Below are 14,163 nucleotides of genomic sequence, written 5' to 3'. Positions count from 1 at the left end.
GCTTGTACACTTTATGACAAAAAGAGGGAATGCCTCTATATGCAATTGGAAATTTTTTAGCTACTATTCTATTATAAAAGTTTCAAGAGAATGAAGTAAAGAAAAATGTAGTAAGTTGCCAGCTAACGCAGTATGATAAAGAAAATCTTTTTTAAAGGAGCATTCCTGTTAGAAGGATTTTCGGGGACTTGAACAAAAAAGAGCCCTCTTGGTATGATACGGGGTGTCAAGATCTGCAGAAATTGACCCCTAATTTGTTAACCAAGGAGGACTCCATAATGGATTTTAAACAAAATCAAAAAATTAATCAAGTCACTGAAAAAACACTAGTGGTCGGAATCGATATTGCTAAGCGAACACATTTTGCTTGCTTTGTTGATGATCGCGGCCGTGTGCTCCAAAAATCGTTTTCCGTATCCCAGGCTGGAAATGGTTTCGATTATTTCTATAAACGCGTTCTGGATGCAATGGAAGAAAACGAAAAAACAGAGGTTATCATTGGGATTGAACCAACTGGCCACTATTGGCTGAATTTAGCTTACTTCCTTGAGGAACGAGGCATACCTTTGGTAATGGTTAATCCAATGCATGTCAGACGGTCAAAAGAGTTGGATGATAATCTTCCGACTAAACATGATCGTAAGGATGCATTAGTGATTGCTCGTCTCGTAAAAGATGGTCGCTTCAGCTATCCCCGTATCTTAAAAGGTATGGAAGCTGAACTTCGCGTTGGATCAACTTTCAAAAGTAAGCTGACTGAGGAATTAGGCGCTGTCAAAAACATGATGATTCGCTGGTTAGATCGCTATTTCCCTGAATTCACTCAGGTGTTTCCGTCATTCGGAAAAATGGCTTTGGCTGCACTTGAATGTACTCCATTTCCAAGTGATCTTCAACAGAAACAACCCGATGAAGTTTTATCCCTTTATCGAAAGGTTGAGGGGCTTAAATCTCCCCAAAGGCCTAAAGCAGTGCGCCTTATTGAAGTCGCTGCTAATTCTATCGGAGTAACAGAAGGACATGAGATGGCTCGAATTGAAATCACCACACTTGTCCGCCGTTACTATCAACTAGAAAAAGATATTGAAAGCATTACTCAACGCTTAGTTGAACTTGTAAAAACATCAGTAGAATACGAATGGCTATCAACGGTTGAAGGAATTGGAGATAACACTATTGTCGATCTATTAGCCGAAATAGGAAGCTTTTCAGACTACGAGAATCCACGCCAATTAATCAAACTTGCGGGATTAACGTTACGCGAAAATTCCTCTGGACTGCATAAAGGACAAAAACGCATCTCTAAACGAGGCAGAAGGAAACTACGTGCCCTCCTGTTCCGAGTAATGATGCCCATGATTCGTCACAATGAAGCTTTCAAAAAGCTACACGAGTATTACACAAACCGTCAGGTTAATCCTTTACGTAAGAAGCAATCCATCGTGGTTCTATGCGGAAAACTATTAAAAGTATTACACGGGATTTGCACGAAGCACAAAGCGTTTGACGCACAGCGAATGATGAGGGATATTCCTGGTCTCGAAGAGGCTGTATAAGTCCTTACACCCCTAAATTAGACTTAGACATCAGGATGACACGGAGAAGCTGGCACTTTTTTTTCCATTCGACCTAGAGTCCCTAAAGGAGCTTCGCTAGCCTCTGCCTTATGACTAGACCGAACGAAGGAATGTAGGCACTTAGATGCCAAGAGACATGGGAGGGTACGTCATCATAAGCTACGCAGAGATCCATTGTGCATCGTATAATTCCCTAGCACTACTTACCAGCATTATCCAGTAGTGACCGCGTAGCGTACCCATGTATTGGAATAGTTTCACATATTTTAAAAATACTGTTAGGAATTGTGTCGAAAAATATTTTTTTGACAACCCACTAACGGATCAAACCGTTGGTAAATCAACATTTATAGAGGGAGTGATTATGTTGGCATATCAAATCCAGGAGTTAAAGACAATTGAGGAATGGAAAATGGCATTTCCCGTTATGAAGCAATTACGAACACATTTGGATCTTGAAGAATTTGTTTCATTAGTAACAGAGATGCAGCCTCAAGGCTATCGCCTCTTTGCTTTAATCGAAGACGGGAGAGTTTCAGCTGTGACTGGTGTAGCTAAGCAACTTAATCTTTATTATGGCCATCACATATTTGTCTATGAGTTAGTAACCGATGAATCAAGTCGTTCGAAAGGATATGGAGAAGCACTTCTATCGTATGTTCATGAACTTGGGCGGGAATTAGGCTGTAATAAGATAGCCTTAACCTCTGGCTTACAACGTGCGGATGCGCACCGCTTTTATGAGGAAAAAATGGGCTATGAGCGGAAAAGTTATGCGTTTGTGAAGGAATTATAAGTTGGGCAATATAGAGATTCCACTTCTTTGATTTTCATAACATTTGATTGTAAAAATAGATGACCAATCTAATCGTCCATAGCATTTAGCTGGCCTCCTTTGGTCGTTATTTCGATTCTATGGTTAAAAGCCTTTTTAATCTAGGAAGAACGAATCAAACGAATCATTATTCTAGTAAAACCTGACAGAAAGTTCTAAAATAATAGAATGAGTTCATCAAAGGAGGTTTATTAAATGGTTCAAACCATGACAAAAGTTGAAAATAACCGTAAAACTGACTATCCAATTGACCCACTTTTCATCAATCGCTGGTCACCACGTGCTTTTTTAGAAAAAGAGGTACCAGAAGACATTTTATTAAGTGTATTTGAAGCAGCACGCTGGGCTCCATCTGGTTTCAACCATCAGCCTTGGCGCTTTATTTTAGCACGTACTGAAGAAAATCTTGAGTTGTTTCATTCGTTTATTTTACCGAATAATCTGACTTGGTGTAAAAATGCACCTGCGCTTGCACTGCTTATTTCAGAATCTGAAAATGAAAATGGACCAAATCCTTTCCATACATTTGATGCAGGAACAGCTTCTGGTTATCTTGAAATTCAGGCAGCAAAACATGGGTTAAGCACGCATGTGGTAGGTGGGATTGATCGGGAAAAAGCGCGGGAAGTCCTACAGATTCCAGAGAAATTCCATATCCAAAATCTCATTGTGATTGGGTATCGTGGTGTTAAAGAAACATTACCAGAACACCTTCAGGAAAGAGAACAACCAAATGCACGACGTCCACTAAATGAGATTCTATTTGAAGGCAAATTCGATCAAACCATTGACTAATATGGAAAACATCGGCCCTACCTGGACCGATGTTTCTTTTTTTAATAGCCATCTGTTTTATGTCCCATTTGTTTCGATTTCTCTACTGCCTCAGCAGCCGCTGCGGAGCTTGTGTCCGTTGTGTCCTTCGCCTTTGCTAGGCCTTCTTTGACACGTCTCCCATATTCTTCGTCAGCATTTGTAAAGTACTCAATCATTTTATTTTGAATGTCTGGGTGACAAACTTTTAAGTTTTCCACTAAATTGCTGATAAGTTCATCTCGCTCAGCATCTGAGAAGGCACGATATGTCTCACCTGCTTGTCCGAAATCATTTGTACGGTCAATCTTTTCGCGAACCAGTTTATCATTGTAATGAGGCTCGTGAATCTTGCCTTCCTGCTTTGCTTCCTTTAAGCCACCAAGGATGGACGGTTCATAATTAATATGTGGATTACCGCTCGGTGGTACATCCGCATGATAAGACATTTGACCACCACGTTGATTGGTTGCCACACGTTTTTTCGGAGCATTGATTGGCAACTGTAGATAATTTGAACCCACACGGTGTCGCTGCGTATCAGAGTATGAGAATGTTCTTCCTTGTAGCATTTTATCATCTGAAAAATCAAGACCATCTACAAGTACACCTGTACCAAACGCTGCTTGCTCGACTTCATTAAAATAATTCTCTGGATTTTTATTTAAGACCATTTTTCCAACTTTCAGGAATGGAAACTTATCGGTCGGCCAAAGCTTTGTATCATCAAGTGGATCAAAATCAAGCTCAGGATGGTAATCATCACTCATAATTTGCACACATAATTCCCACTCTGGATAATCACCACGCTCAATCGCTTCATATAAATCTTGGGTTGCGTGGCTTACGTTTGTCGCTTGGATTTCATTTGCTTCTTTTTGTGTTAAGTTTTTGATGCCTTGAAGCGGCTCCCAATGGTATTTCACTAACACCGCTTCCCCATCTTTGTTCACCCATTTGTATGTATTTACACCGGAACCCTGCATTTGTCGGTAATTTGCTGGGATTCCCCATGGTGAAAATAGAAAAGTAACCATATGTGTAGCTTCAGGTGTTTTTGAGAGAAAATCAAACATTCTTTCAGGGCTGGACAAATTTGAAACTGGATCTGGTTTAAAGGCATGAATCATATCAGGAAACTTCATTGCATCGCGGATAAAAAAGATCTTTAAATTGTTCCCAACTAAATCCCAGTTTCCATCCTCTGTGTAAAATTTGACGGCAAATCCACGTGGATCCCGAGCTGTTTCTGGAGACTCCATCGCACCTGCCACCGTTGAAAAACGAACAAAAACAGGGGTCCTTTTTCCAGCTTCTTGGAACAACTTTGCGCGGGTATACTTAGAAATTGGCTCGTCGCCAACCTTCCCATAGGCTTCAAAATACCCATGTGCTCCTGCACCTCTTGCATGCACGACACGTTCTGGAACACGTTCGCGATCAAAATGAGAAATTTTTTCAATAAAGTCGTAATTCTCTAATGTAGAAGGTCCACGATTCCCCACAGTTCTTATATTTTGATTATCTGTAACGGGATGTCCTTGCCTATTAGTTAGTGAATCAGTGGATTCCCCAGTTCCTAATCGATTATCATGTGATCCGCCCACACCTTCTACGCCACCATGTTTTTTGTTTTCCTCCATGATGCACATCCTTTCTAAAATGGAATTCAATGTAATTATTTCCTACCCAACTTTTTCTATGTATCCATAGTACTTTTAAATTACTCATGCGAAAAAGGGCGTAACAAAACATTGCATGGGTGAATATCCTAATGGTGCAAAGGAGGAGAGCACATGCACTACAACAATCCATATGGTATGCAGATGCAGCAGGGGCAGAACATTCAAGATGTTTGCAAAAAGTGGAAGAATTATTATGTCGTTGGACAAATGAGTAATGGTTCACAAATGGTAGGAATCATCGAAGACATGGACGATACCGGCGTTACAATGCTTGTACCTGAAGAAGTTGAAGATACGGAAATGGATCGTCAATTCGGTGGATATGGTGGATATGGTGGGTTTGGAGGATATGGTGGATATGGCCGCAGACGATTCCGTCGCTTCCGCCGTCGACGCTTTCCATACAACTTTTTCGTATTCCCATTTTTCTTCCCATTCCCATTCTATTATTAAAATAGCGGAATGCGCCTGTTTATCGGCGATTGGCTTAATACATCGAAAATTACTTTACCCTTGCAAACGCGAAAAAGCACACCTTTTTTTAAGGCGTGCTTTTTTTATACTTTTAAGAACTTCCGAACAGACATTAAACTTCCCCAAATTCCAATGAATGCACCAATTAGCAGCAATAGTGCTGTGACTTGGAAAGCAAATGGATTAAATGGCAATAACTCTAAGAATGTTCCATTTAGTTGTGGTTGAATCAAATCGTACAAGAAATTGTAGAATCCAAGTATAATTCCAATAGGAATAATGGAACCAAGGACCCCAAGGAATAAGCCTTCTAGGAAAAATGGCCAGCGAATAAACCAATTTGTCGCTCCTACTAATTTCATAATCTCTATTTCTCTTCTTCTCGCAAAAATCGTAATTTTAATCGTATTCGAAATTAGGAACATCGCAGTGAAAAGTAGACCGATAATTAGTCCAATCCCAATGTTTCGTGAAACTCCGACTGTACTAAAAATCTTTTCAACTTTCCCTTTTCCATAGTTCACACTGTGAACATTTTCCATTTTTTCAACTTTCTCTGCAACCTTAATGATATCTTGTGGAGTCTTTGTTTTTACGACAAACACATCATGAAGTGGGTTGCTTTGCTCATATAACGCAAATACTTTTCCATCTTCACCAAAACTTTCAATCATTTTATCTAGCTCTTGATCCTTTGATGAAAAGGATACTTCTCCAACCTCAGGTATTTTTTCAATTTCTGCCTTTAAGGCATCTTGTTGTTCCTGTGTGGATGTTAGTTCCGTATGAACACTGATACGAACGTCTTTTTCAAGAGAGGTTGCCATGCTATTTAAGTTCATCATGATGACTAAAAATACACCAACAAGAAGCAGTGTTACCGTTACGGCACTCACAGATGCAAATGTCATCCAACCATTACGCCCTAGGTTTTTAGAACTTTCTCGTAAATGACGGAGGAATGTATTAAGTTTCATAGCCGTAATCACCCTTTGCTTCATCACGTGCAATTTTACCACTTTCAATGGCAATAACGCGTTTTTTGATCGTATTTACAATTTCACGGTTATGAGTCGCCATAATAATGGTCGTACCACGAAAATTGATTTCTTCAAAAATATTCATAATTTCCCATGATGTTTCTGGGTCTAGGTTTCCTGTAGGCTCGTCCGCAATTAACGCGCCAGGATTGTTAACGATTGAACGTGCGATTGACACACGTTGTTGCTCCCCACCAGATAATTCATCAGGTAAAAAGCGCGCTTTATGCTTAAGTCTAACAAGCTCAAGCACATCCATCACGCGTTTTTTAATGTTCTTTGGGTTTTCTTCAATAACTTCAAGTGCAAATGCTACGTTTTCAAACACTGTTAATTTTGGTAAAAGCTTAAAATCCTGGAAGACAACACCAATATTTCTACGTAAATGTGGAACCTTTTTTTCCTTTAATTTCGCAAGGTCAATGCCATTAATAATGATAGACCCCTTTGTAGGCTTCTCTTCACGGTACATCATTTTAATGAACGTCGACTTCCCCGCACCACTTGGACCGACCACATACACAAACTCACCTTGATTAATCTTTACATTTATTCCGTTCACGGCCATAACGCCGTTCGGATATTTTTTGTAGACATCTTTCATTTCTATCATACGAATCACCTATCATCGTTTTTTTATCCCTTATCCTCTGGCAGTTAAGACCCCCACCAGATTAGTGGGGGATGATGTATAATCTATTAAATGAAAATAAGGCACTCATCTTGCGCCTCTACTAAGCTATGCAAATAGTTATTATAAGTCATATCAAACGAAATTTCACCAGTACGTTTTACATTATAACATCATTATTCGTCAAAATACGACTCAAAAATATTACAATTTCATTTCATGGTGTAAAAGATGTGATGAAGATGGGGTTTTAGGTGGCGGAGTGTAAATATTGGTATAGATTAAAGTGTAGACTCTTCCTTTTTTCTCTCCCGTAAAATCAAGATTCATCGATTTCAATAATCGAAAAACATATTTTCTTGAACCAATTTGTAAGAAGTCTCTCATTTCTTGATTGGTAAATGAAGGTCTTATCAGTATGGCATAATCTTGGATTCCAATAAAAGACGCATTTGGGCTCTTTGTACAACAGTTCTCACAATACCAATGTCCCTTTTTTCTCTTAATTTGCGAAGCTAGACAATTTGGGCAATTGACCCCTTTTTGAATTTCAGATTGAGAAATAGAAAACTGTTCTAACAAGTCAGGCAGTTTTGGAGTATGTTGTTTTTCAATCATATTTGCTATTTTCCTCATTTCTTTCACAGTTAACATTTCTTTAGTGTGTCTGTTTTCAATTTTCTCAAATGTAAATGGGAGTTGTGCATTATGCATTACTTTTGTGTAAATACTTGTTCTTGATGCTTTGATAATTGTCTTTGGCTCACTTATGATGACCAGATACTCAATTGGCAAAAGTGGGAGTTTCCGTTGTGTTAGCCAACTTTTAAATTGGCGGGAGTGACGTTTCGCTTGTAAGATTGGATTGGTCATGCCTTCTTCTTCGTTGTTTAGGATTCGAATCATTTGATTGGATTCATCTTCAAAATAAAGGGTACCCGCTATATTTTTCACTTCAAGGATTAAGTAAAAATGAGGCGTAATTATGAGAGTGTCCATTTGGAAGTAAGATTTACTGTCAGGAAGTCTAATATCGTGCATGATGAAGTATTCTGGTGTGTCAATGAGGTTCAGATAGTAGTTTAATGAAAGTTCACCTCGGTAACCTTTTTTTCTTTTGGCTAATTCGATTTGAATTTGCGGGATTTTTGGATGATCAGGTGGCAATCTCCTTAATAATGCCTCGAGAATTAGGATTTCAGGTGGAATTGTTCGAGCTTTTCTTATCAAATACATCTACTCCTTTCATTTTCAATGTGAATATTCGACATTATTCGTGGATCTCCTTCAATATTAGAAGAAAATTATTAAATTAAGATTGGCAGTATTAGGATTCACGGACAAAACTCTGTGAATATGGGACATTCTTTTGATTTTATGGGACATTCAAGGCTGGATTTGGGACATTTACCAAAGTTTTTGGGACAACTTCCTTTACTTATGGAACATACAACTCCTTATTTGGGACATTGACTCTTTTCTCGACCATTTAAAAGCCTTCCAGGCGCACCCTGGAAGGCAGACAACCCTACGTAATTTTGGATATGGGACACTCTTTTGATTTTATGGGACATACTAGGCTCGATTTGGGACATTTACCAAAGTTTTTGGGACAACTTCTTTTACTTATGGGACATACAACACTTTATTTGGGACATAACCACTTTCCAACGACAAATTAAAAGCCTTCCAGGCGCACCCTGGAAGGCAGACAATCCTACGTAATTTTGGATATGGGACACTCTTTTAATTTTATGGGACATACTAGGCTCGATTTGGGACATTTACCAAAGTTTTTGGGACAACTTCTTTTACTTATGGGACATACAACTCCTTATTTGGGACATTGACTCTTTTCACGACCATTTAAAAGCCTTCCAGGCGCACCCTGAAAGGCAGACAATCCTACGTAATTTTGAATATGGGACACTCTTTTGATTTTATGGGACATACTAGGCTCGATTTGGGACATTTACCAAAGTTTTTGGGACAACTTCTTTTACTTATGGGACACTCAACACTTTATTTGGGACATAACCACTTTCCAACGACAAATTAAAAGCCTTCCAGGGTTCTCCCCTGGAAGGCTGACTTACTTTTCATTATTTTTTCTCAGATAGCCATGAAGCTACTGCGTCTTTTTCTTCACCTTCGATGATGCCTGGACGCATTGCGCCTTGACCATGCTCGATGATGTCTGCAATTTCGTCAGAACTAAACTTAGAACCAATCTTCGTTAAGTCTGGTCCAGCTCCACCACTTAAATCTTGACCGTGGCATGCTGCACAGTTTTGTTGATAGATTTCTTCAGCGTTTGCAACGGCAGCTCCGCCGTTATCGCCATCATCACCAGCTGGTGCGTCTCCTGTGTTGTCGTCCCCACCACAAGCAGCAAGCGCGAATACAAGTGATGTACCTAATAGAAATCCGAATAGCTTACGTTTCACAGATTTTACCCCCTGTAATAAAATTTTCCATTATACAAACTCTATTATACCTCTCTTACGCTCTTTTAAAACCCTCTCCAACTACCTCTGAAGCGTCCATTACGACAACAAATGCTGATGTATCAATGCTTCGGACCACTTGTTTCAATTTTGTGAACTCTTTTTGATCAACCACACACATAAGTACTGGGCGTTCATCATCGGTGTAACCACCATATCCAGTGAGTTTTGTGACTCCCCTGTCCAGTTTAGCAAAAATTTCTCGTCGCACTTCATCCTGATGACTTGTTATAATAAGAGCCATTTTTGAAGTACCTAGTCCCACTTGGACCAAATCAATCGTCTTGCTTGTTACAAAAAGTCCAATTAAAGCATAGAGTCCACTTTCAATATCAAACACAAGACCAGCCGTTATAACGATTAAGCCATCAATGGAAGCGACACATTTTCCAAGTGAGATTCCTGTAAACTTATGAACAATCTGTGCAGCGAGGTCTGTTCCTCCTGTCGAGGCGTTACCTCGGAATGTGATACCAAGTCCCAGACCTACTCCAATCCCGCCGAATAATGCACCAAGCAAGGGGTCAACCGTTGCTGGCTCCAGATTTCTTGAAAGATAAACAACAAATGGTAAGAACAGCGTGCCGATTAACGTTCGGGCACCATATACCTTTCCAAGAAATATAACTCCAGCAATGAATAATGGGATATTAAACGCCCACTGAACATATGCGGCTTCCCATCCAAAGAGGGTATGGAGGATAATGCTGATCCCACTTACTCCACCAGATGCCACCTTATTCGGTAATAAAAACAGATTGAACGAAAGAGCCACTGTGGCCGAACCAAGTAGTATGTATATGTATTCCTTTACCTTTTGAAGTGTTGGGTGCACTTCCTGCGGACGTCTCTTTCTACTCATGAAAATACCCCCGTTGGTAAGCTATGAATTGCTTACATTATACTTTTTGAGCTTTAGCCTTTGGAAGTATATCACGGCTTCAAAAGCATGTAAACGCCAGTAGGATAACGTGGTAAAGCAACAAAATATACACCTACGCTTTTAGTTTGTAACGACTGATGAATAATTATTCCAAGGCTTGCTATCGTTTAAAAAATGTCCAAATATCAGAAACGGTCTTTCCCGTAAATCTATCTTCAACCACTGCATACCAAGAGTAAAAACGGTTGCTCTCTAATCCAGGCCAAATGACTTCTCCGATTTGACCACTCCTAGTTCTGACAGAACCAATTTTACGGTTCGTGTAGACATTGACTGTAAAATAATCGGTTGCGACTCGTTTGGTAACAGGGGTTAAATCCATCTCAATCACAAACTCATCTTTTTGTGGATACTCATCTGGATCGAAAAAGTTGTAGTCATCTACGTAAGGTGAATATGTTTTAACCACGATGCGGTTATTGTCTTGGTCAACATGTAGCAACCTCATATAGCCTTGTCCACCCTCAGGTCCCGCTTGGTAATCCGCAAGCATTTGTGTTACTGTACGGTCCAGTTCGCCGTCACCGTCATCATCAATTTCATCGATATAAGTTTGCGCTTCATGATAATGACCGCTCAATACGGCAACGACATTTTTATTCGGCACAACAATTTCCTGATAGAGTCTCTCTCCCATCGGATGTCTTGTTCCTGTTGCGAGTAAATACTCATGGAAGTTTAAAATCGCTTTACGATCAGGGTAGGCAGCTAGCACATCATTTACCCATTTGATCCCTTCATCTGTCACACCCCAACCTAAGTACACCATAATGAAATCATTGCCACCTGCAGAAATCAAATCATAATGACCGCGGTTATTTCGGTATGAACCACCATAATATGGTTTGTTTTTAAAACGGTCCTTACCAAAATACTGATAGTACTCGGAGTAGTCATTATTCACCTGGTCAACATCGTGATTTCCAGCCAGCACACCGTAAGGAATATCGTGTTCGTCAAGAATTCGCATGGATCTATCCGCATTTCTCCACTGACTTTCCTTCACGGATTCATTCACTAAATCACCAGTGTGAAAGACGTATTTGATATTGAGTTTGTCTTTCATTTTGGCAATCCATTCTGTTTGGCGTTGAAAAATAAACGGATAGTTCTCCGAGTAAAACTGGGTATCCGACATCCACACAAAGGTATAGTCGAATTCTTCTGGCGTCGGAGCAATCTCGTCTTGTACAAGGACACTAATAGTAGAATCACGTACATAGTCGCGAACCTGCACATCAGACGTTAATGTGAAATCTTTTGAACCAGCTACTTTAAAGTCCAATAATCGCCATTTCTCCTCACTGTAGTTCCAGGCATACATGGAAACCTTACGACCCTCAAGCGAATTTCCTTTCCATATCAACTCTACCCGATCACTCTCACTCACCTCATCCACTGTAACCTCGAAACGGTGATATGGGAATTTTGTATCAGAGTCTGTCACTAAATAGTTGCCATCTGCTTTCGAAACAAGTGAGACATCCTTTGGTGTAAAAACTTGCTCTCCTTTCGGAATCATCGCCTCTGGAGGCTCATAATCACCTGCATTTTTAAACCCCTTCACATGGGAATTCACGTCATATTTGTATGCCTCATAAAAAGTAACATCCAGTTTGTCCTTAGTCGGATCTTTCACCTTCACCTGCAAAAGGGGATTACCATTAACTTTTGTCTTCGGCGAAATTCTCTCTGGTTTTTTTGGATTTTCATCAACAACTTTAAAATGAAAAACTTCCTCTTTTCTGTTTCCTACTCGGTCCATCGCACGAACAACCAGCTTATGTTTTCCTGGCTTCAGCTTGGAGGATGCTGTTTCATACGGTACCTCAATTTTCTCTCCATCCAAGGTTACGTTTATTTTTTCAACACCCGATAACCTATCTAACGCCTCTACATCAATGGTAAAAGGACCTTTATATGGTCTCTTTCTTAGATTTGTTTTAATTGTGGGGGCGGAATTATCGACTAGCACCTGAGAACGAACCTCTTCATCCCCTGCCCGTGCTATTACCTCATGTTTTTTATCATGGACCAAAGAGGTATTCCATTTATACGAAAGAGAGCGTGCTTCTTTTTCAGTAATGGTAAACGTAAAATCGATATGTGTACGTTTATCGCCTAGTTTCATGACCTGAGCTGGGTCACGATGCTTTGGGTCATGAAGTACTGTACCGTCCCCTAGAATAAGGCGAACATTTCGTAATTGGAAGTCATCACGATTTTCCCTCGACCAAAGCTCAAAAGGTGACGCTTTGTTTCCAGAGCGAATCGTTATTTTATTCGTTCCTAGAGGAAGACGCTCTGGCTCAATCGGAATCGTGAACGTCTTCCACTTTTTGAGTCGATCCTGATCCATCACAAATAGAACGTCCTTGCCCATCGTAACGGCATTTTGAAAATACGTATTCAGGCCGTTCACCTCAAATGCAAAATAAGCAGTGTGTTCTAATGATTGAAATAGTCCATCTGTTACTTTTTTTCCATCAATTAGCAGCTCTACTTTCGAATTGAGAGCCGGAGTAGCCTTGATGGTTTTTTCTCCACGGAGCATTTCTTCATTTTCCAGATTCAGTCTAACAGGTGAGTAGTCTAAATCATTCTTAATCTTTATCCGATAGGTATCGCTTTTTGTCTCATTGCTACCATCGGAAACCACAAAATAATAATCAACATACTCATGACCGATTAATTCAGGTGCATCAATGGTGTGATGATAGAGAAGATCATTATAGTTTTGCGGTACAATCACTTCATCGTATGCGTCCTGGTGGTCAATCTTATAAAACAAACGGACAGATTTCACATCCTGATTATCTGTTGCCTTTGCGACCAAATCAAGATTGTCTTGTTGATTCACCTCAGATTGGTTTGTTACATCCTCGATTGTAGGTGGAGTTGAATCCCTTTTGATTTGAACAGGTTTCTCTGGAACTTGATTACTTTCAATTTGACCAGGAGTTGCTTCCTTAGTACCGACTTTTTTTGATACTCTCGATTTATTTTTTGGATATTGGTAGACAATTCCCTTGTCGACGTCTGGTTTCTTTTTATAGTAAGCAACCGATATTTCTTTATGGGTATTCGTTCTAATTACAATTCCCCGCATGCCTTTATTCGCCATCCCGCCACTGTATACACGAACAATATCTTTGTTCTCCTTCAAATTCGTGCCGTAATGCGCATTAAAATCATCAACAGTAAGCTCTTTGTTTTGATCATTGATGACCCAGAACACAAGTGTTTTTCTCGCGGGAATAACACTATTTTCGGTCAAAGATGGCCACATAACATCCGATGATCGATCCTTTCCATATCTGTAGTACAGCTTATAATCCTTAAAATGAATCGATTGGGTACTGTTGTTATAGATTTCAATAAATTCGAACCCATCCACGCCTCCAACATTTGTTGAATCAGGGACAAGCTCCGTTACAAGCAATATAGGCACTTTGGCATAATCCACTTCTATATCGGATTGATTTTTCGGAGTATCACCAGCATTTTCTGCAACGACACTATCGGATCCTGACGCCAGACCAACATTTGAAAGTAGAACGAATAAGAAGGATATTTTAAGCACTTGTTGCCAACCAGTCATACAGATACCCTCCAGTACTTTTTTCCATTCTTAGTCTTTCAAGTTTTACGAAAATGA

General features: G+C 39.8%; 11 protein-coding genes. 4 read left to right on the top strand and 7 right to left on the bottom strand.

Annotation, left to right across the window (positions count from 1 at the left end):
• The first annotated feature begins 278 nt into the window (after nt 1–278).
• From ACWPVE_RS11810 to ACWPVE_RS11800, 3 genes are all read left to right on the top strand, one after another.
• Entirely contained in the window at nt 279–1,556 is a 1,278-nt protein-coding gene (locus ACWPVE_RS11810; RefSeq protein WP_453989956.1) for an IS110 family transposase, read from the top strand.
• Nucleotides 1,557–1,941: 385 nt separating this feature from the next.
• The gene (locus ACWPVE_RS11805; RefSeq protein ID WP_453993549.1) at nt 1,942–2,373 is read left to right on the top strand and encodes a GNAT family N-acetyltransferase; all 432 of its coding nucleotides are present in this window, start codon (nt 1,942–1,944) and stop codon (nt 2,371–2,373) included.
• 234 nt (nt 2,374–2,607) lie between these two features.
• Nucleotides 2,608–3,207, top strand: coding sequence for a nitroreductase family protein (locus ACWPVE_RS11800; RefSeq protein WP_453993547.1), 600 nt, complete (start codon nt 2,608–2,610; stop codon nt 3,205–3,207).
• Between the two features lie 41 nt (nt 3,208–3,248).
• Here the strand turns inward: ACWPVE_RS11800 and ACWPVE_RS11795 are convergent, their stop codons facing one another.
• Nucleotides 3,249–4,868 carry a catalase gene (locus tag ACWPVE_RS11795; protein WP_453993545.1) on the bottom strand — a complete coding sequence of 540 codons (1,620 nt, stop codon included), beginning with the start codon at nt 4,866–4,868 and terminating at the stop codon, nt 3,249–3,251.
• 153 nt (nt 4,869–5,021) lie between these two features.
• Between ACWPVE_RS11795 and ACWPVE_RS11790 the strand changes: the two genes are divergently transcribed.
• Nucleotides 5,022–5,363 (top strand): hypothetical protein, encoded by a 342-nt coding sequence (locus tag ACWPVE_RS11790; RefSeq protein ID WP_453993543.1) that lies wholly within the window; start codon nt 5,022–5,024, stop codon nt 5,361–5,363.
• 104 nt (nt 5,364–5,467) lie between these two features.
• Here the strand turns inward: ACWPVE_RS11790 and ftsX are convergent, their stop codons facing one another.
• The 6 genes from ftsX to ACWPVE_RS11760 all read right to left on the bottom strand — a co-directional run bounded on the left by ftsX (nt 5,468) and on the right by ACWPVE_RS11760 (nt 14,106).
• On the bottom strand, nt 5,468–6,361 hold the full coding sequence (gene ftsX / locus ACWPVE_RS11785; protein ID WP_453993541.1) for a permease-like cell division protein FtsX: 894 nt from the start codon (nt 6,359–6,361) through the stop codon (nt 5,468–5,470).
• Nucleotides 6,351–7,037: a cell division ATP-binding protein FtsE gene (gene ftsE / locus ACWPVE_RS11780; protein ID WP_453993538.1), complete on the bottom strand. Its 687-nt coding sequence runs from the start codon at nt 7,035–7,037 to the stop codon at nt 6,351–6,353. The genes ftsX and ftsE overlap by 11 nt, the downstream gene beginning before the upstream one ends.
• A 222-nt stretch (nt 7,038–7,259) precedes the next feature.
• Nucleotides 7,260–8,285 carry a nuclease-related domain-containing protein gene (locus ACWPVE_RS11775; protein WP_453993536.1) on the bottom strand — a complete coding sequence of 342 codons (1,026 nt, stop codon included), beginning with the start codon at nt 8,283–8,285 and terminating at the stop codon, nt 7,260–7,262.
• An 872-nt stretch (nt 8,286–9,157) separates the two neighbouring features.
• On the bottom strand, nt 9,158–9,502 hold the full coding sequence (cccB, locus tag ACWPVE_RS11770; RefSeq protein ID WP_453993534.1) for a cytochrome c551: 345 nt from the start codon (nt 9,500–9,502) through the stop codon (nt 9,158–9,160).
• A gap of 55 nt (nt 9,503–9,557) precedes the next feature.
• Nucleotides 9,558–10,424, bottom strand: coding sequence for a YitT family protein (locus tag ACWPVE_RS11765; protein ID WP_453993532.1), 867 nt, complete (start codon nt 10,422–10,424; stop codon nt 9,558–9,560).
• Between the two features lie 181 nt (nt 10,425–10,605).
• Complete coding sequence (locus ACWPVE_RS11760) at nt 10,606–14,106, bottom strand: metallophosphoesterase (protein ID WP_453993530.1); 3,501 nt, start codon at nt 14,104–14,106, stop codon at nt 10,606–10,608.
• Nucleotides 14,107–14,163 lie beyond the last annotated feature (57 nt).

Source organism: Bacillus nitroreducens (assembly GCF_964021195.1).
The sequence above is the reverse complement of the archived record's forward strand: the minus strand, read 5'-3'. Positions and strand labels throughout refer to the sequence as shown.

What these genes read in the sequence shown, in the direction of transcription:
- ACWPVE_RS11810 (WP_453989956.1), top strand. Translation starts at nt 279, where the DNA reads ATGGATTTTAAACAAAATCAAAAAATTAATCAAGTCACTGAAAAAACA.
- ACWPVE_RS11805 (WP_453993549.1), top strand. Translation starts at nt 1,942, where the DNA reads ATGTTGGCATATCAAATCCAGGAGTTAAAGACAATTGAGGAATGGAAA.
- ACWPVE_RS11800 (WP_453993547.1), top strand. Translation starts at nt 2,608, where the DNA reads ATGGTTCAAACCATGACAAAAGTTGAAAATAACCGTAAAACTGACTAT.
- ACWPVE_RS11795 (WP_453993545.1), bottom strand. Translation starts at nt 4,868, where the DNA reads ATGGAGGAAAACAAAAAACATGGTGGCGTAGAAGGTGTGGGCGGATCA.
- ACWPVE_RS11790 (WP_453993543.1), top strand. Translation starts at nt 5,022, where the DNA reads ATGCACTACAACAATCCATATGGTATGCAGATGCAGCAGGGGCAGAAC.
- ftsX (WP_453993541.1), bottom strand. Translation starts at nt 6,361, where the DNA reads ATGAAACTTAATACATTCCTCCGTCATTTACGAGAAAGTTCTAAAAAC.
- ftsE (WP_453993538.1), bottom strand. Translation starts at nt 7,037, where the DNA reads ATGATAGAAATGAAAGATGTCTACAAAAAATATCCGAACGGCGTTATG.
- ACWPVE_RS11765 (WP_453993532.1), bottom strand. Translation starts at nt 10,424, where the DNA reads ATGAGTAGAAAGAGACGTCCGCAGGAAGTGCACCCAACACTTCAAAAG.
- ACWPVE_RS11760 (WP_453993530.1), bottom strand. Translation starts at nt 14,106, where the DNA reads ATGACTGGTTGGCAACAAGTGCTTAAAATATCCTTCTTATTCGTTCTA.